This window comes from Cedecea davisae DSM 4568 (assembly GCF_000412335.2).
Taxonomy (GTDB): Bacteria; Pseudomonadota; Gammaproteobacteria; order Enterobacterales; family Enterobacteriaceae; genus Cedecea; species Cedecea davisae.
In genome coordinates this window covers 1,155,777-1,173,934 of record NZ_KE161030.1, presented here as the reverse complement: position 1 = coordinate 1,173,934, position 18,158 = coordinate 1,155,777, and the positions used below count along the sequence as shown (strand labels likewise).

The 18,158-nt window shown below is 57.9% G+C and carries 19 protein-coding genes; 14 read left to right on the top strand and 5 right to left on the bottom strand.

The features are described 5' to 3' along the window. The first annotated feature begins 108 nt into the window (after positions 1-108). Positions 109-741 carry a response regulator gene (locus HMPREF0201_RS05575; protein ID WP_039899157.1) on the top strand — a complete coding sequence of 211 codons (633 nt, stop codon included), beginning with the start codon at positions 109-111 and terminating at the stop codon, positions 739-741. Here the strand turns inward: HMPREF0201_RS05575 and HMPREF0201_RS05570 are convergent. Then, positions 719-2,194 carry a PAS domain-containing sensor histidine kinase gene (locus HMPREF0201_RS05570; protein ID WP_016535524.1) on the bottom strand — a complete coding sequence of 492 codons (1,476 nt, stop codon included), beginning with the start codon at positions 2,192-2,194 and terminating at the stop codon, positions 719-721. The two genes, HMPREF0201_RS05575 and HMPREF0201_RS05570, sit on opposite strands and share 23 nt — an antisense overlap. Before the next feature lie 45 nt (positions 2,195-2,239). Then, a complete protein-coding gene (locus HMPREF0201_RS05565; RefSeq protein ID WP_016535523.1) occupies positions 2,240-2,833 on the bottom strand; it encodes an RNA polymerase sigma factor in 594 nt (197 codons plus the stop codon). Between the two features lie 261 nt (positions 2,834-3,094). Between HMPREF0201_RS05565 and sctW the strand changes: the two genes are divergently transcribed. The 13 genes from sctW (at position 3,095) to HMPREF0201_RS05500 (ending at position 14,593) form a co-directional block, all read left to right on the top strand. After that, positions 3,095-4,270, top strand: a complete 1,176-nt coding sequence (gene sctW / locus HMPREF0201_RS05560) for a type III secretion system gatekeeper subunit SctW (protein ID WP_016535521.1) — start codon at positions 3,095-3,097, stop codon at positions 4,268-4,270. 26 nt (positions 4,271-4,296) lie between these two features. Continuing rightward, a complete protein-coding gene (gene sctV / locus HMPREF0201_RS05555; RefSeq protein ID WP_016535520.1) occupies positions 4,297-6,393 on the top strand; it encodes a type III secretion system export apparatus subunit SctV in 2,097 nt (698 codons plus the stop codon). Positions 6,394-6,404: 11 nt separating this feature from the next. Next, complete coding sequence (locus HMPREF0201_RS05550; RefSeq protein WP_016535519.1) at positions 6,405-7,352, top strand: FHA domain-containing protein; 948 nt, start codon at positions 6,405-6,407, stop codon at positions 7,350-7,352. Further along, entirely contained in the window at positions 7,346-8,713 is a 1,368-nt protein-coding gene (locus tag HMPREF0201_RS05545; RefSeq protein ID WP_392397290.1) for a FliI/YscN family ATPase, read from the top strand. Before HMPREF0201_RS05550 ends, HMPREF0201_RS05545 begins: the two co-directional genes overlap by 7 nt. Then, positions 8,697-9,164: a hypothetical protein gene (locus HMPREF0201_RS05540; protein ID WP_016535517.1), complete on the top strand. Its 468-nt coding sequence runs from the start codon at positions 8,697-8,699 to the stop codon at positions 9,162-9,164. The genes HMPREF0201_RS05545 and HMPREF0201_RS05540 overlap by 17 nt, the downstream gene beginning before the upstream one ends. Continuing rightward, the gene (locus HMPREF0201_RS05535) at positions 9,161-9,778 is read left to right on the top strand and encodes a type III secretion system HrpP C-terminal domain-containing protein (RefSeq protein WP_016535516.1); all 618 of its coding nucleotides are present in this window, start codon (positions 9,161-9,163) and stop codon (positions 9,776-9,778) included. The genes HMPREF0201_RS05540 and HMPREF0201_RS05535 overlap by 4 nt, the downstream gene beginning before the upstream one ends. Continuing rightward, on the top strand, positions 9,775-10,830 hold the full coding sequence (locus tag HMPREF0201_RS05530; RefSeq protein ID WP_016535515.1) for a FliM/FliN family flagellar motor switch protein: 1,056 nt from the start codon (positions 9,775-9,777) through the stop codon (positions 10,828-10,830). The genes HMPREF0201_RS05535 and HMPREF0201_RS05530 overlap by 4 nt, the downstream gene beginning before the upstream one ends. Beyond that, complete coding sequence (gene sctR, locus HMPREF0201_RS05525) at positions 10,830-11,495, top strand: type III secretion system export apparatus subunit SctR (RefSeq protein WP_016535514.1); 666 nt, start codon at positions 10,830-10,832, stop codon at positions 11,493-11,495. The genes HMPREF0201_RS05530 and sctR overlap by 1 nt, the downstream gene beginning before the upstream one ends. A 6-nt stretch (positions 11,496-11,501) precedes the next feature. Further along, positions 11,502-11,768, top strand: a complete 267-nt coding sequence (gene sctS, locus HMPREF0201_RS05520) for a type III secretion system export apparatus subunit SctS (RefSeq protein ID WP_016535513.1) — start codon at positions 11,502-11,504, stop codon at positions 11,766-11,768. After that, positions 11,765-12,574: a type III secretion system export apparatus subunit SctT gene (gene sctT / locus HMPREF0201_RS05515; protein ID WP_016535512.1), complete on the top strand. Its 810-nt coding sequence runs from the start codon at positions 11,765-11,767 to the stop codon at positions 12,572-12,574. Before sctS ends, sctT begins: the two co-directional genes overlap by 4 nt. Positions 12,575-12,597: 23 nt before the next feature. After that, positions 12,598-13,680: a type III secretion system export apparatus subunit SctU gene (gene sctU / locus HMPREF0201_RS05510; RefSeq protein ID WP_016535511.1), complete on the top strand. Its 1,083-nt coding sequence runs from the start codon at positions 12,598-12,600 to the stop codon at positions 13,678-13,680. Between the two features lie 104 nt (positions 13,681-13,784). After that, on the top strand, positions 13,785-14,123 hold the full coding sequence (locus HMPREF0201_RS05505) for a type II toxin-antitoxin system PrlF family antitoxin (protein ID WP_016535510.1): 339 nt from the start codon (positions 13,785-13,787) through the stop codon (positions 14,121-14,123). Then, the gene (locus HMPREF0201_RS05500; RefSeq protein WP_016535509.1) at positions 14,123-14,593 is read left to right on the top strand and encodes a type II toxin-antitoxin system YhaV family toxin; all 471 of its coding nucleotides are present in this window, start codon (positions 14,123-14,125) and stop codon (positions 14,591-14,593) included. The genes HMPREF0201_RS05505 and HMPREF0201_RS05500 overlap by 1 nt, the downstream gene beginning before the upstream one ends. 157 nt (positions 14,594-14,750) lie before the next feature. On the opposite strand, the gene HMPREF0201_RS05495 is transcribed toward HMPREF0201_RS05500, so the two are convergent. The 3 genes from HMPREF0201_RS05495 to sctC form a co-directional block, all read right to left on the bottom strand. Next, on the bottom strand, positions 14,751-15,686 hold the full coding sequence (locus HMPREF0201_RS05495) for a hypothetical protein (protein ID WP_016535508.1): 936 nt from the start codon (positions 15,684-15,686) through the stop codon (positions 14,751-14,753). A gap of 179 nt (positions 15,687-15,865) precedes the next feature. Then, complete coding sequence (hrpT, locus tag HMPREF0201_RS05490; protein WP_016535507.1) at positions 15,866-16,051, bottom strand: HrpT family type III secretion system protein; 186 nt, start codon at positions 16,049-16,051, stop codon at positions 15,866-15,868. Between the two features lie 9 nt (positions 16,052-16,060). Next, positions 16,061-18,136, bottom strand: coding sequence for a type III secretion system outer membrane ring subunit SctC (gene sctC / locus HMPREF0201_RS05485; protein WP_016535506.1), 2,076 nt, complete (start codon positions 18,134-18,136; stop codon positions 16,061-16,063). Positions 18,137-18,158: the final 22 nt, after the last annotated feature.

Sequence of the window (18,158 nt, the reverse complement as noted above, 5' to 3'; positions counted from 1 at the left end):
GGCGGGGCTGTTATGTTCATTTAACACGCGTCTTTGCAATTCGTGCGTGATAACTATTTTTATAAAAATGAACAATTTAATAACTATAAATTATGGATGACAGACGGTATGGCAATCAGACTCCTCCTCGCCGACGATCACATTTTGATGCGCGAGGGCCTGAAACAAATCTTTTCGCTGGATAAGAAAATCAAAGTGGTGGCGGAAGCCGGCTGCGGGCGCACGGTACTCTCGCTACTAACGGAAATAGAAGTTGATGTTTTGCTGCTTGACCTCTCGATGCCCGGCGAGTCCGGCCCGGAGCTGGTGCAGCAGATAACCCGGCTGTGGCCGAGCCTGCCGGTGCTGGTGCTTAGCATGCATAACGAGCCGCAAATAGCCCAGATGGTGCTTGCCAGCGGCGCTCACGGCTTTATTACTAAAGATCAGGCGCCGCAAACATTACTGCACGCCATCCATCGCGTCGCCGCCCGCCAGCGCTACATCGATCCCTCCCTTGCGGAAGCGATAGTTTTCTCAACTCAGGAAAACGACCAGCTGCGCCGCTACGCCACGCTATCCCAGAGGGAAAAACAGATCCTGCGCCTGCTCAGCGGCGGCGAGAACGTCAACGGTATTGCCGGGACGCTGAACATCAGCAATAAAACCGTCAGCACCCACAAAACCCGCATGATGGAGAAAATGCAGTTCGACAATAACGCCGACATCATTAAGTTCGCTATTCGCTATCATAAGCTTTAGCGACGCCGGGGGCGGAAAACGGAATTTCAATGTGTACGCAGCTGCCCTTTCCCGGCGTGCTGTTGATATTGAAGATCCAGCCTCTCATCATGCAGCGCTCGCGCATGCTCAGCAGGCCGAAAGCCCGGTCGGATACCAGGCCAGGATCGAACCCCTGGCCATCATCATTAATACACACCAGCACGATTTTGCCCCGCGTCAGAACTTTTACTTCCACCTCACGCGCGCCCGCATGGCGCTGAACGTTGGTCAAAGACTCCTGCACCACCCGGAAAATCGCCGTCACCTCATCATCACACAGCGACACAGGCAGCGGCTGGATGGTCAGCGTGCAGACCCCGGAGCGGTGTTTATTGAACTGATCGCGCAGCCAGATTAACGCCGGTTTCAGCCCCATATTCAGCACCGCAGGGCGCAGCTGAGTGGCGATATCGCGCACAACTTTGATCGTGCCATCAACCAGTTGGGTGAGCGGCTCGACTTCATGTTGCAGAGCGGGATGGTTCTGCCCGAGCAGCGAAATTCCCACCCGCAGCGAAGTCAGATGCTGGCCCAGTTCATCGTGAATTTCGCGCGCCATATGTTTACGCTCGTTCTCGACGCTGCTTTGCAGCTTCTGGGTCATCTGCCGCAGTTGCTCGTGGGTCTGGCGCACCTGCTGCTCGGCAAAATATTGCCGCGAGGCCGGACGGGCGATAACCAGCACGGAGCGTAAAACCTGCTGCCGGGTGAACTCGGGTATAAAACGTGCCTGGTAAATACGCGCCACCCGCGAGCCGGTTACCACACCGTGAAGCACCGCCTCCAGCTGGACGTGCTTGCGCAGGACCAATTGTAGCGACCAGCCAATCTGCTCCATCAGGGATGAATCGCCGATCAAAGCGTCCATTTTCAGGCCAATCGAGGCCGCCCCGTTCGGCATACAGCACAGCGCGGTTTCGTTGGCGTACAGCAGCCGCTGCTCGCTGTCTACCCGCAGAATCGCGTCCGGCACGTTATCAAGAATATCGCGTAGCTCGTTCTCGCGATCGTAATAAAACCGATGAATATCATTGCGATGCCGGGTATCGCAAACCACCATCATGGTCCAGATCTGGCCCTGATATTCAAAACGGCTCGGGCAAACCTCCACCGGAATAACCTGCCCCTCTCCGGCATCAAATCGGGCATTGATTTTATCGCCGTAGGGCGCATTTTCCGGCCGCTCCAGCTGCCGCTCAACCACGCCCAGCAGCGGCAAATCGCCGTAGCCGCGCAGGCGGGTGAAAATATTCTCGCCGGTCAGCAGCCCGGCATCCGCCGTCAGGCAAATGCCGAGCGCTTTCTGGTTGGCAAAAACAATATTGAAATCCCTGTCAACAATGAAAACCATCTCGCACATGCTGTTGAAAGCGGCGCTTAGCAGGTGCGGATAGTCATTGGGCCGTAGGTGCGGCCCGCCGTCTTGTTTCATAGGTTGTTGTTCTTCTCATTCAGAGGATAACGAAGCGCCACAGGCTCAGTTCAGGCTGTCCCACCCCAGGTCCTGTTTTAGCGACTGCCGCAGGCGGGAAAGGCGGGAGCGAACGGTGCCGATAGGGATTGTCATTCGCTCGGCCGCCTCCTGATAACTGATATCGTTATCGACGATTAATTGCAATAATTGTTGATAGTCTTCAGGGAGTTGCGCAATACGCTGTAACACTTTAGACAGGATATCCTTCCCTTCCGTTATCCCTTCCGGCTGCTCGGAGTGCACCAGCGTGCCGAGCACATCGTCGTTCAGTTCGTCATGCAGGTAGCTGACCTTGACCGATTTATAGTGGTTCTTCACCAGGTTGACCGCGATACCAAACATCCAGGTTTCCGGGCGCGAGGTACCGCAAAACTTATGCTTGTTGCGGAAAACCTCATACCAGGTGTTCTGCACCAGGTCTTCTATATCGGCAAAATTCGCCACCCTTTTACGAATAAAATTATACAGACGCTGCTCGTTGTCCCGCATGACGCGCTCCCAGTTTACCGCCGGGAATTCTCCCTGCACCACGTTGGCTTCAAACGCGGGCTGCGCTGACGGGAAAACCTGTGATTCGAAATCAAACATCGCTGACATAGTGAACACCTTTTTTGAATGGATTCAGGAGTTCGTCGTTTAGCAAGAGCTATGCCAGCGAAAAATCACATCATAACAACATGATTTTGTTCAATTAAACTAAAGAAATCAGAACTATTTGCGTAACAATAAACACAGACCAATCAGCGATTTGTGCAACTTTTTACACAACCTACAGCGGCGGAAATTTTTTTATTCACGGGGAACCCGCCAGGGCCTTAGCCCACATATGGACAGGCGAATCGGCTAAGGCATACCGCAATGAACATGAGAATTCCCCAGCACCACCATCACCATAATCTGCGTCTTGAAAGCGAACAGGCCGACGCCCTGGTCGATGAGCTGCTCAACGACACAAATAGCGACAAGAGCACGTCAAGCAGCACGTCCTCCGCCACGCGAGCGGCCCCCACGCCGCAGCGTCCGAGCGCCGCCCAGGAGTCTATGGCGGCGACCTTTGCCGAAAGTATTGAGCAGAAGATAAAACACGAAGAGCAGCGCACGCAGAGCAGCCAGCTGCGCCGCATCTCCGTAGCCGCAATTAAAGTGACCCATCTGGTAGAGCTTGGACGCCTGCTGGAAAGCCCTTCCGGCCAGAGCCAGGCCGGGCGCGAGTCGGCTTTTGAGCAGCTACTTTCCGGCAGCGGCCATAAGGCCCCCGACCTGGACGCCCTGCTTGAGCTGGCCGAGGGAGATCCCGCATCCGCCTTTGTGACCCTCAGCCTGATGGCGATGCGCCTGCGCAACGGCAGCAACCCTGAACTGGCGGCGCAGGTCGGGCAGATGCTGGCCGAACTCCAGCAGCGCCATCCGGAGAAGATCAACGCCGGGGTCAATACCGCTCCGGCAATTGCCGCCTTCACCAGCGACCCGGCGCAGAAGCGCGAGCTACGCAAGCTTTACTACGACGGCGTTATCAACCAGCAGTCGGCGGACAACATCATGGATCTGCTGCTGGATAAGTTTGGTGCGGACGGTTTTGTTCCGGCGCTGCGCACCCTGCAACGCGCCATGTCGGACGATATTGCCGCCCTGGCCCCTTCCGCTCCACCCACCGCGCTGCGCCGTTTACTCTCCGGCCTGAACGATGCCCGCGCTATTACCCACACGCTGTCGGAAGTGGCCCAGTTCCTCGACCGGCTAAAAAGCAAATACCAGCACGTCACGATGGGGGCCGACGTGATGACCCGCTCCCTGCTCAGCATGTGCCGCAACGGGTTTTACTCCCGCGACCTGACCCAGCTTGGCCTGCAAGTTGTCGGGGAAAAACCGATGCAGCAATCGCTGTTTTTCAACGGGCTGTTAACTCTGTTACAGGGGCTGCCGGAGAAGATTTGGGGCGGCAACGATGACACCCGCAACAATGCGCTACTGCTGCTCAGAACCCTGAACGGCGAGTATGCCGCGTGGGAAAAACGCAGCCAGATTGCGCAGTAAATGGATTTCACCAGGATGAATAACCAATGAACACTCTGTTTAATCTTCTTAACCGCCTGGCGATAACCGCCATGCAGCGCTCCGAAGTGGTCGGGGCTTTCATCGCTCTGGCGGTAGTGTTCATGCTGATAATCCCGCTGCCGCTGGGGCTTATCGACGTGCTGATTGCGGTAAACATCAGCGTTTCATGCCTGCTTATCATGACGGCGATGTACCTCCCGAAGCCGCTGGCGTTTACCACCTTCCCGGCAGTGCTGCTGCTGACCACTATGTTCCGCCTCGGGCTGTCTATCTCCACCACGCGCCAGATCCTGCTCCAGCAAAATGCCGGGCATATCGTGACCGCCTTCGGCAACTTTGTGGTCGGCGGCAACCTGGCGGTAGGCCTGGTGGTGTTTCTTATTCTCACCGTGGTGAACTTCCTGGTTATCACCAAAGGTTCGGAGCGCATCGCGGAAGTCGCCGCGCGCTTCACCCTTGATGCGATGCCGGGCAAACAGATGTCCATCGACAGCGACCTGCGCGCCGGGCTTATCAACGTGCAGCAGGCGAAAAGCAAGCGTGAAGACCTGGCAAAAGAGAGCCAGCTTTTCGGGGCGATGGACGGCGCCATGAAGTTTGTGAAGGGCGATGCGGTAGCCGGAATAGTGATTCTGAGCATTAACATGGTCGGCGGCTTCTGTATCGGGGTGCTACAGCTGGGCATGGCGGCGGGAGATGCGGCCAACGTCTATTCAATTCTGACCATCGGCGACGGCCTGATTGACCAGATCCCGGCGATGCTTATCTCGCTTACCGCCGGGATGATGATCACCCGCGTGTCGGCGAACGAAGATATCCCGAACAACAACATTGGCCGCGAAATCAGCGACCAGCTCACCAACCAGCCCAAAGCCTGGATAATGTCGGCCATCGGCATGTTCTGCTTCAGCCTGCTGCCCGGCATGCCGACGCTGGTCTTTATCGTGCTCGGTTTTATTACCCTGGGTTCCGGCCTGTTTCAGCTGTGGCGCGCCAAACGTGCAAAAGCCAACAGTTCACCCACCGAATTTGTCGCCCCCGAGGCCAACGGTGAAGAAGATATTCGCACCTTTAACCCCAGCCGCCTGTTTGTGCTGAGTTTTTCCTCAGCCCGCGCGGGCGACCCTGCAACCCTGGCGCTGATAGAAGACATCCGCCGCCTGCGCAACCGCATCGTGAATCAATACGGCTTCACGCTGCCGGTATTCAACATCGACTTTTCCCCCTACCAGGAGGACGACGAATTCCGTTTCCTGGTTTATGAAGTCCCGAAGGTCATCGGCACTTTTACGCCGCATAAACGCGCGCTCGACTACCGCCTGCTGGAGCAGGAAGAGACCGGGACCGAACTCGCGGTGGAAGGCTACCCGCAGGAAAAAGGCTGGGCGTGGCTGGAAGAGAATGACCCGCTGCTGGATAAGTTCCAGATAGAGTCCTGGAGTTCACATCAGCTGCTGCTGGCGCGTATGGAAGAGGCGCTTTTCGCCTCCGGGCCGCGCTTTATCGGGCTTCAGGAAACCCGCGCCATTATCTCCTGGCTGGAAATGGACCTCCCTGAACTGGCCCAGGAGTTCCAGCGTATTTTCCCGATAACCCGCCTGAGCGCGGTCTTACAGCGGCTGGTGGCCGAGCGTATTTCCCTGCGTTCGGTTCGCAGCATCACCGAGTCGCTTATCGTTCACGGCCAGCACGAGCGCGACGTAGGCCTTTTGGTGGACCAGGTGCGCATCGATATTAAAGAGCATATCTGCCACCAGTACAGCCACGACGGCGGGATGCAGGTCTGGCTACTGACGCCGGAAACCGAAGAGATACTGCGCGACAGCCTGCGCCAGACGCAAAACGAAACCTTCTTTGCCCTCAGCCAGGATAAGCACGCCCTGCTGCTGGAACAGCTGCGCGAAGTTTTCCCCCTGTTCCAGCGCCAGACCAGCGTGCTGCTCTCCGCTCAGGACCTGCGCAGCCCGCTGCGCCAGCTTATCCAGGATGAGTTCCACCACGTTCCCGTCCTGTCGTTCGCCGAGCTGCAATTCAACCTGCCGGTTAACGTTCTGGGCCGCCTCGATATCCACCAAAACGCGCTTGACGCCTTCACAGCATAAAGGTAGCCGCCATGTATGAGCTGAGAGTATTAAACGGATTACATGAAGGCGCAGCGCTGCCCCTTAGCGGCGAGCGCTGGCGGCTTGGCAACGCGGCCGAAAGCGATTTGCAGCTGAGCGACGGCGGAATAAAAGCCAGCCATGCCCAGCTTAGCCGCAGCGCCGAAGGCTGGATGCTCACGCCGATGGAAGGCACGGTCTGCCAGCGCCACGGCGAGAGGCTGACCGGGCAGCAGCTTTGGCAGCCCGGCGAAATTTTTGCCGTAGGCGGCGTCTGGCTGACCCTCGCAGCGGCCGATGAAGAGTGGGACAGCCGCCCTCTTCCGCCGCCTCTGCCGGTGGCGGACCACAACGAGCCCGCATCCGCAGCGCGCGAGCCCATCGGCAGCCCGGCGAATAAGCCCGCTCCGGCGGCACGCCGCTCGTGGCTTGGCAGAATACTGCCGCGTTGGGCGCAGATTTTTACCCTGTCTGGCCTGCTGCTGCTGACCTTTACCATTTTTAGCTGGGTGCTCCAGCCGGGTATCGCCCAGCAAAACAGCGACGAGGAGCCGCAGATTAAACCGGCAATCACTAACAGCAACGAGTTGCGCGTAGTGCTCGAGCAGGATCTTCGCGAACGCGAGCTGTACAACAAGGTGCAGATCACCAGCACTCCGCAGGGCATTATCCTGAGCGGTGATTTACAAGAAAACCAGTTGCCCATCGTCAGCCGCATGGTGGACAGCATTCGAGGTGACTACCAGCTTAGCGTGGCGCTGAACAACAAAACCAAAGTGCGCGAAGCCACCCTGCCGTTTCGCATCGTACAGATAACCGCCGGGCCGCACGCCAATATTGTCACCGAAGACGGACAGCGCCTGTTCGTTGGTGACGAACGCAACGGGCTACGTCTGACCAGCATCACCGGCGACAGCGTGCAGTTTGGCGGCCGTGAAAATATTGCGGTGAAGTGGTAATGATGAGCGCTCAGAACGACCTCAACACCTGGTTCGCCAGCCGTCACGGCTCCCTGGGCAAACTCAACGCCGTCAGTGCCCACGGGCGCATCACCGGCATCAGCGGCATTTTGCTTGAAAGCAGCCTGCCGCAGGCGCGTATCGGCGATCTTTGCCTTATCAGCCGCGGTGCCGATGGGGAAGTGATGGCAGAAGTCGTTGGCTTTAACCCGCGCCATACGCTGCTTTCCGCCCTGGGGCCGCTGGACGGCATCGCCCAGGGAGCTCGCGTCACGCCGCTGTTTCAGCCGCATTCAATTTGCGTGTCAGACAGCCTGTTCGGCAGCGTGCTGGACGGATTTGGCCGCGCCATCGACGAAGATAGCCTGTCTGCATTTGCCCTCGCCAGCGAAACGCCCGACGCCAGCGGGGTGCTGGGCGATGCTCCGCCGCCAACCGACAGGCCGCGCATCGACACACCGCTGCCAACCGGCATCCGCTCCATTGATAGCGTTCTGACTATTGGCGTGGGTCAGCGGGTTGGCGTGTTTGCCGGAGCAGGCTGCGGGAAAACAACTCTGCTGGCCGAAATGGCCCGCAACACGCCCTGCGACGCCATCGTATTTGGGCTGATAGGCGAACGTGGCCGCGAGCTGCGTGAATTTCTCGACCACGAACTGGACGCCGAACTGCGCGCCCGCACCGTGCTGGTGTGCTCCACTTCCGACCGCAGCAGCATGGAGCGAGCCCGTGCCGCTTTTACCGCCACGGCGATTGCCGAAGCCTTCCGCAACAAAGGCAAAAACGTGCTGCTGATTATCGACTCCCTGACGCGCTTTGCCCGCGCCCAGCGTGAAATCGGCCTGGCGCTGGGTGAACCGCCGGGGCGCGGCGGCCTGCCGCCTTCGGTTTATACCCTTCTGCCGGGGCTGCTGGAGCGGGCGGGGAAAACGTCACGCGGCTCGATAACCGCCCTCTATTCGGTGCTGATTGAGCAGGATTCAATGAACGACCCGGTTGCCGACGAAGTCCGCTCCCTGATTGACGGGCACATCGTCCTGACCCGCCGCCTGGCGGAGCGCGGCCACTACCCTGCCGTTGACGTTCTCGCCAGCCTCAGCCGCACCATGAGCAACGTGGTAGCGCGGGAGCACGTTGCCGAGGCCAGCACGCTGCGCCAGATGATGTCGGCTTATCAGCAGGTGGAAATGCTGATCCGCCTCGGCGAATACCAGCCGGGCAACGATGCAATGACCGACGCCGCCGTACAGGCCCAGGATGCGATTAACGGGTTTCTGCGCCAGGCAAACCACGCGCCCAGCGAATTCGACGTTACCCGCCAACTGCTACAGGAAGTGATTGCCTATGCGCCGCCACATTGATGCCGAAATGCCGCTCTCTCCCGACCCTCAACTGCTGGCGCTGAATCAGGTGCTGAACACGCTTCTGCCGATCCGCCGCCGCAGGCTGCGCCGCTGCGAGCGCGAACAGCATGAGCAGGAATGCCAGCTCACGCGGACCCGGGACGCTGCCGGGCAAAGCAGGCAATTGCTTGAAGAGAAGAAGCTCGGCTATCTGCAACTGCGGGAAGCGTTTGTGCCGCAGTACAGCGGCGTCATTCAGCCGCTCAACGACCTGCGGGAAACGCTGGATGTTGAAAAATCGAAACGCTCGGATGTTATTCAGCAGCTTCAGCATACGCACCGGTTAAATGAAGAAGTTGAGCAGCAACAGGAACAGCTCAGCGCCGCGCAGCTCGCGGTGCAGCGTTGCCGACGAGAAATAGAAAAAATGGAGTATTTGCTTAAACAGAACCAGGGGGACCCGGCATGATCCATCACGCGCTAAAAACACATCAGCAACCTAAGCCCTGGCAGCAAACGCATCCTGCTGCGCCCGAACACAAAGCTCGGGATAACGCTCAGCCAGCGCCGCGCATTCCCCGCCAGCCGGGCAACAATGCGCCGATGCCCAATATGCCGTCTGCGACCGCACGCGCTCCGGCCTTCAGCCGCGCCGGCGACCGCCAGAAACTGGCTCGCGATGAAAAAGAGTTCAGCGATTTATTGTCCGACGAAGAACCGTCTCCGCTGATGCCGGTGCTTTCACTCAATTTGTTTGATGGCTCCTTAGGCGGCGCAGAGCAACCTCAGCAAGCCACGGAATCGCAGGCCAGCCGGCTGATGGCGATGCTTGAGCCGCATCTGATTCAGGGTATCGAACAGCAGGAAACCTTGCCCGCCCGCTTTAGCCTGCTGCTGCCGGAGCTGGGCGAAGTCGTGGCGCAAATCACCCCCGCCAGCGGCGATGTGCTGGATATTGCACTCGGCTTTTCCGGCCACGCCTGGGACAAAGTACGCGGCTTTGAAAAAGACGGACAACGCTCGTTAAGCGGCCGCCTGGGCAAGAACGTGCGCCTGCGTTTTAAGCGGCGGGAGGCGGTATGAAGCGGCTGGCATTTAGCCCTCAGCCCTTACAGGAGGCTCAGCTGCGGCGCTGGATTGGCAGCGGTCGGCGGCTTCCTTTTTTCTGCGCTGGCGAACACGGCGAACTGCGCTTGTTGCCTTCAACCCTCGCCGCCCAAAAGCCAGGGCAGGCGGAAGCTTTTAGCTGTGCGGCAGGAACGCTGCTATTCGGCGCTCCACTCCCGGTTCTGGGGCTGATGGCCGACTGCCCCGCGCTCCCCGGCGAACCCTCCCCGGAAAGCGGCTGGTACTGGAGCTACTTTAGCCAGCAGCTCAGCCCGCAGCTGGTTGAATTACTCGAATACCTGCGCCCTGCGACGGGAGCGGAGGCAGAACTAGTCGATATCACGCTGCGCCTTGAGATTACGCTGGGTGAAGAGCAAGCCCATAGCCCGGTTTCGCTCAGCTGGAATACGCTACAGCGGCTGGCACGGCACCCGGCCTGGCAACGGCTTGTTATCCCGCTCTCCCCGGATCTGCCCCTGCGGCTCCCGCTCACCGTCGGCAGGCTGCAACTTTCCTGCGGGCGCGCTCGCGGCCTGGCCGCTGGAGATCTGCTGCTGCCCACGGAGACATTTTTTTCCCCCGACGGACAGGGAGCATTGCCGCTGGCGCGGCGACAATTTCAGGTCCAGCTGGAACCGGCGGCCCAAACCGCTCACAGAGACTTACTACACATAACGTTTAGCGAGGAGCTAACCATGACTTACCCAAACGCCCCCCTGGAGTATGACGAGCAACGGGACGGCGACGTTGTCCCCGGAGCTGAATGGCAGACAACAAGGGGGAGTTTCGACGACCTGTCGCTGGAACTGACGATCCGCTGCGGCAACTTACAGCTAACGCTCGGCGAATTGCAGCAGCTGGATGCGGGTTCGACGGTGCTGGTGCAGCACGTTACGCCGGGCGAAGCGCTGCTGTGCCACGGCAATAACCTGCTAGCTAAGGGTGAGTTGGTTGACGTTAACGGCACGCTGGGCTTTCAGATTACCCGGATGCTGCGCAATACCGGTGCGGCGCTGGAGCCGGTCTGATGGCGGAGAATATCAGTTCATTCAACCCGCTGGCTCTGGCCATTCTGCTGGGTGCGATTTCTCTCCTGCCGCTGGTGCTGATGATAACCACCAGCTTTTTAAAGATTTCGATGGTGCTGATGCTGACGCGCAACGCCATCGGCGTGCAGCAAACCCCGCCGAACATGGCGCTGTACGGCATCGCGCTGGCGGCCACAATCTTCGTGATGGCACCCGTGTTCGACGGGATGCAAACCCGCTTTCAGGAAAAACCCATCGACACCACCAATGCCGAACGCTTAGAGAGCAGCCTGCAATACGGCATCAAGCCGCTGACTGATTTTATGCTGCGCAACAGCGATCCGGATCTGGAAACGCACCTGATGGAAAACAGCCAGCGTATGTGGCCGAAAGCGCTGTCCGACAAAATCATCAACCAGCGCGACAACCTTTTGATTTTGATACCATCTTTCGTACTCTCCGAGCTGCAAAACGGTTTCAAAATCGCCTTTTTGATCTTCATCCCTTTCCTGGTGGTCGACCTTATTGTCTCCAACGTGCTGCTCGCGTTAGGCATGCAGATGGTGTCCCCGATGACCATCTCGCTGCCGCTAAAAATTCTGTTGTTCGTAATGGTGAGCGGCTGGACGCGCCTGCTCGACGGCCTGTTCTATAGCTATATGTGAGGCGTTATGGACATGATCTACATGTTTAAGCAGGCGGTATTGATGGTGGTGGTACTTTCCGCCCCGCCGCTGGTGGTCGCCGTGCTGGTGGGCATCGTGGTTTCCCTGTTGCAGGCGGTGTTTCAGCTACAGGATCAAACGCTACCCTTCGCCATCAAGCTGGTGGCAGTGGGGACGACTCTTGCCTTAAGCGGGCGCTGGATTGGGCTGCAAATGATTGAGCTGGCCCAGTCCGCCTTCTCGATGATGGCCGCCTCAGGGTCGCTGAGATGATTGCGGCCGAACTGACGCCCATATTCAACGGTATGCTGGCGCTCGGGCTGGCCATTGCCCGCATCTACCCCTGCGTTTTGCTGACTCCGCTGTTCGCTTTTTCCGCTCTGAAAGGCATGATCCGCACCGCTATCGTTATTCCGCTGGCGCTGTTCGTCACGCCAACTATTGTGCCGCTGCTTGCCGGCGCGCCCCATAGCCAGTGGGGCATTGTTGCCATGATGCTCAAAGAAGTGGTGCTGGGGATTTTTCTCGGCTATCTGCTGGCGCTGCCGTTCTGGCTTTTTGAGTCGGTCGGCGTGCTGTTTGACAACCAGCGCGGGGCGCTGAGCGGGGGGCAACTCAACCCGGCGCTGGGTGCGGATGAAACGCCGCTGGGCTATATGTTGCTGCAATGGTCGATGATGGTGCTGATAGTCAATTTCGGCCTCTCTCTGGCGACCCAGGTTATCTGGGACAGCTACCGCCTGTGGCCCGTAGACAGCTGGCTCCCGGCCTTCCGAGAGCAGGGGTTTCTGGCGTTCCTCGCCCAGGTCAAACAGATGTTCATCGACACCGTGCTGTACGCAGGCCCGCTGGTACTGCTGCTGCTGTTCCTCGATTTCGCCGTCGGCGTGCTCAGCATTTACAGCCCTCAGCCCCAGGCCACGGTGCTTACCGTGCCGCTTAAGTGCATTGCCGGGCTGCTGTTCTTTATTTTTTACCTGCCGACGCTGGAATATTTCGCCGGCCATCAGTTCAGCGCCCTAAACGACCTGATCCCACATTTGTCCGATATTTTACCGGCGCGTAAGGCGACGTGGTAACCCGCTAGCGGAGCGTAAAACCAGTGAGCGAAAAAACAGAACAGGCCAGCCCCCATAAACTCCAGGAAGCGCGCAAAAAGGGCCAGGTCAGCCAGAGCCAGGATATTCCCAAACTACTGATTATGTTTGGCGTTTTGCAGCTTATTTTTACCATGATGGATGCCAGCATGGACAAACTGCAGGCGCTGATGACCCTGCCGCTGCTGCGCCTGAGCGCGCCTTTCACTCAGGCTTTAGGCGAGGTGAGCGGCGCGGCGCTGCTCACCGTCGGGGTCTTTTTTATGATGACGGTCGGCACGGTTATTTTGCTGCGCATCGCCGGAGGCTGGCTCCAGTTCGGCCCGCTGTTCGCTATTGCCGCGCTGGCACCAAAACTTGAAGCGTTAAACCCGCTCAACAAGTTTAAAGAGATGTTTTCGGTTAAGCAGTTTCTTCAGATCCTCAACAGCCTGCTGAAAGCTATCACCCTTTCCGTCGTGTTCTGGCTGCTGATTAAGCCCCGCCTCCCGCTGCTGGCCAACCTTGCGGGCGGCACGCTGGACGGCTTCTGGCACGCAGGCGTGGCGATTCTGGAAACCCTCGCCCACACTATCGTCGGCGTGATGCTGGTGTTTGCGGTAGCCGACTTTGCGTTGCAAAAATACTTCTTCCTCAAGCAAAACCGCATGAGCCACGAAGACGTGAAAAACGAATATAAGCAGATGGAAGGCGACCCGCACACCAAAGGCCACCGCAAACACGTTGCTCACGAGATCCTCAACGGCCCGGCGAAAAAGGTCACGCCGCAGGAGATGGAAAAGGCCGACGTGCTGCTGGTTAACCCAACCCACTTTGCCGTCGGGCTGCGATACGAACCGGACGAAACGCCGCTGCCAATGCTGCTGTTCAAAGCACAGGATGAGGAGGCTAAAGCGCTAATCAAAATGGCGCACGCCGCCAATATCCCGGTGGTCCGCTACGTGTGGCTAACCCGCAACCTCTACCGCACCACCGAAGAAGGTGCCTATATCCCCCGCGACACGCTAAAAGCCGTGGCTGCCATCTACCGCCTGTTGCGCAAGCTCGAAGGCCGCATTAAGGGCGAGACTATTGAGTTTGAGGAGTAGACTGAAAGCCCCTCACTCATGGTAATGCAATTGCATTACCATTTTCCTCGCCTTATACTCCTGCTCAGAAGTTAATCAAAGTCCGTGTCATCTAAGGTGAGATTATGTACGCTGACGATCGTTCAGGCACTGCCGCTTTAACCGTCGATTCTAAGGTAACAACCCGTAGCCAAACGACGATACCCGCGCCGGTTCGTGAGGCACTAAAAATTCAGCCTGGTAAAGATCATCTCCAATACCAAATTTTGCCGGGCGGGAGAGTTCTGCTTAGCCGCAGAGAAGAAACACCGGAGGATGATGTTATGGAAGCGTTCCTGCAATTTTTAGCCGCCGATATCAAAAATGCCCCTCAAAACATTCAACCATTCGACATGTCCCGTGGCCGCGAGTTGATTAGCGGTGTGGACGTTAATCTTGATGATGAGATCCGCGACGAGGACTAATGAAAAAAGGACTGCCGGAGGAAATTAACGGATGGAGAATTTATGCCCATCCGTGCTTTCAGGAAGCTTACGACGCGTTAGTTGAGCAAGTCGAAGCTTTAAGGATTAAAGACCCGGAGGGATACCGGAAGAAAGCCGCAACAAAACTTCTTGCCGTCGTGCACAAGGTCATTGAAGAAGGAATTACATCAGACCCCTCCTCACCAATGTATCGCCAGGGAAAAACCCTGGGAAACACCAATAAAGACTGGTCACGAGCTAAATTTGGCAACGCCAGATATCGCTTATTTTTCCGTTACCATAGCGCCGCGAAAATTATTGTTCTGGCCTGGATGAACGATAGCGAAGCGCTTCGGGAATACGGCAGCAAAACCGACAGCTATAAAGTTTTCGAAAAAATGCTGCATCGGGGAAGGCCGCCAAAAGAGTGGAATCAACTGCTGCAGGAAGCGGCGCTGGAATCTCTTTAATGCAAAGATCAAGCCATAAAAAAAGACCGGTTTACCACGCGATTAACGCAGAAAAACCGGTCAAATAGAGGGCGAAGAAGAGTCGGAGCGAATCACGCATGGCGGGCTTTTCCACACCCTGCGTTAAAAGAAAGCCTGTGGACTACAACAGCAAAACTTAGGCCAGCGCTGCCAGGTTCAGAATCGCGCCGTGGTGGTGCTTCAGCGAGTTCTGAATAATGTTGCTGTTAAACAACTGGGCATCGGCGTTCATCAGCAGGCTCGAAGAGCCAGGCGTCGTGCCGGAACCGGCGATAGAGCCGCCAACCATCGAAGTTTTCAGGTCATTTTTCGCCGACTGGAACGCCTTCAGCGCGTCTCCGCTCAGCGGTTTGCTGTTCTTCAGGGCATCTTCCCAGCTGGAAGGACCTTTCCCGATATGCACCAGGCCCGGCATGCCCGCCCCAACGCTCTGCGGCTTGCCGTAAATTTCCGGGTGCTGATCCATAAATTTACCGATTTCAGCGCGGGTTTCTTTGGAGCCACCTTCCACTTTACCGCCGCCGCCGAGCGCGCCGCACAGGCCGCTGGTGTCGGACTTCACGTCGTCCAGCGCCTGCAGGCCCATTTTGCTGCCCAGCTGGCTGCCCATATTGTTGCCCAGTTGGTTAAAGCTGTTGGCGCTGTTGCTGCCGGTGGTAGACAGCGGCAGCTGAACCAGGCCGATGCCGGTAGACGGAGATTGCAGTCCGTGGCTCAGGCCGCCGTTGAAGGCGTTCATGTTGCCTGCTCCGGCCTGGCTGTTAAACGGGCTGTTCTGGGAATTCACGCCCATTTGCTGAATCACCTGTTGCAGCATTTGCTGCATATTGCTTGCCGCCAGCGTATTGCCCATGCTGGCTCCGCCCTGGCTCTGCGGCGACATAAAGGTGTTGTTGTTATTGCCGTTCATTCCGCCAGAGAACAGCAGGTTGGTCAATTTAGAGGCAATGTCGTTCACCATCTGATCGCCAACGTTCTTCAGCAAATTAGCCGCCATACCTTCAGGGGTGGCGTTTAGCGCCAGCTGCGGTAATGCAGTGGCCAGATTCAGCATATTTCCAATCGTACTCATTAGATTACCTCACCATGACAACGGGGTTGATACAGGCGACCAGCCCTGCTGGTTCGCAGTATATAGACGCCTGTTAAGTGAAAAGAAACCGGCTTCGGTTCCACAAAACTGCCTAACACTAAGAAAAAAATGGCGTTTTTAAGCCGCGAGCGCGAAACAACGGGCGCTCGCCGCAAAAATTAGCGCACCGGCATCTGCGAGTAATCCTGTACGCCGTTGCGCATATCGGCAGGCCACCAGATGGTCAGGTGATGGCTGTCCGACAGGGGCCTGCACTCCAGACTCTCGCAGCCGTTATCGTTGCGGGTGGCGCATCCGCTAAGGGCGAAGGCCAGCGCCAGCAGGCACAAAATTGAAGGTTTCATCGTCTCTCCTTAATGCAGCGCGGGGCGCGGGGGCAGCAGATAGCTATGCGATCTTGATAAAGCAGACGGCTGTCCGGACACGGGTGCAGAGGAGAGCAGCGACTGACGGCTGCGTCGCCCCTCGCCGCGCGTGCGGTAGGCAATGTAAACCTCCGCCGACTGGCCGGGCGCCAGGTTACTGCCCGGCCATGCCGCCACGGCCAGCACATCGTCATCGCGGCAGCTGGACTCATCAAAACGCTGCGGCTTGCTGCTGATGTTGCGCACCAGGCCCACGCTTATCTGTATTGAGGAGTTGCTGTACCACTGGCTGCGGGAACTGTCGGAAGAAAGCCCCGGCCGGGTGTTGCATAGCTGAGCGATGCCTACGCCCTCTCCGCCCGCCTGAAAACCGGTCGGCACTTTATCTTCAGCCAGGTCGCGCATCGCATTTTCGATATCGCCCTTCATCGAGCTGTAGCGCTGGCGCAGCTGAACTTCGTTCATCGCCGATGAGAGCTGCTGACGATCCTGCTCGTCGATATAGCGCGTAGGGTCAACCTGATCCCCCACCAGGTGCGGGGTAATAATGAACAGGCGCTCGCGCTGCGAAGTTTCATGCCGCGTATAGGAGAAGAATTTGCCCAGGTAAGGAATGTCGCCGAGCAGCGGAATGCGGTGGTCGGTATCGCCGGTTTCGCGGGAGTGGAACCCGCCCATGACCAGGGAACCGTTCTGCTGAACCAGCGCCTGGGTACTCACCGTGGCGCGTTTCGCCCCGGTAGCCGCCCCGTCATCGTTGGTTTCAACTTTGCCGTCTTCCACATCCACCACCAGCTGCACCGTGCTGTTTGGCCCGCTGCCGATGGCGCGAGGCACGACCTGAAGGCTGGTTCCGGCGGTTACCGGCTCAATGCTTGCCACACGTTCGCCGGTAGCGGTTATAAAGGCGGTATCGCTCATATCGATAACCGCAGGCTGGTTTTCCAGCGTCAGAATCGACGGATTAGCCACGATAGAAGCGTTGCCGCTCCCTTCCATCGCCTGAATTTGCGCGAAGAAGCGGCTGTAGTCGGTAACGAACAGCGTGCCAGCCCCCTGCAACATCGCGGAACCGGCGGTCACGTTGCCGAAAGTTGCGCCAAGATTGCTGGAAAAATTAGAGAATGCGCGGCGATCCACATCGATAATCATGGCGTCTATCTCGACCAGCTTTTGCGGCACATCTATCTGCGAAATCAGCGCCTGATACTGCTCGCGGCGTTTCGGATCGTCGCGCACCAGCAGGGCGTTATTGCGCACGTCCGCCGAAACCATGGGGTTAAGCTCGGTATCATCATCGCCGCCGGAGTTACGCATCCGCCCGTCCTGGCTTTGGATAAGCCCGGAGAGAATGTTGTCTGACTGCTCCTGGAACGACTTGCTTAGCGCCTCGCGCGAAGCGCTTTCGCCCCCCGGCTGAATGCCCTGAGAGGAGCGGTTATCTTTTTTGCCCAGCAGTTCGTTCAGGATGCTCGCAACGCCGGGCACCAGCAGGGATTTCTCGCGATATTTTATTTGACGGTCCGCCACCGAAGCGTACTTAAGCGGGAAAACCATCATCTCTTTGTTCTGCTTTTTGTCTTTATCTTTGGCGCTAAAGTCGGCCACCAGCGCGACATATTCCGGCGGCCCGGTCACGATAACCACGCCGTCATCCGGGAGCTCGCCGTAGCCAAATTTGTCTTCCAGCAGCCCCACGTCTCGCAGCGCCTGTTTGAGATCTGGCGCGGCATCCGCCGAAACGGTCACCCGTTTTGAAGTTTCAGCCGACTGCGGGCTAACAAATAGCGAGCCGTTGTAAACAAACCATTGAAAGCGGTATTGCAGCGCCAGCCTGTCGAGGAACGCGACGCCGCTGTCGGCGCGCAGGCGTCCGTCAACCGCGCTGTCCGGCACGTCGCCCATACGCAGGTTGACGCCGTGACTGCTGGCGAAATCCTGCAACACGGTGCGCAGCGGCGTGGCCTGTGCCGAATAGGCGTAAGCACCATTTTGCCAGTCTGCGGGCGTCTGGGCGCTGGCCGGAGCGCTGAAACCGCAGGCGGTTGCGGCCAGGGCAAACATGGCCGCACGAAGTAAACGAACG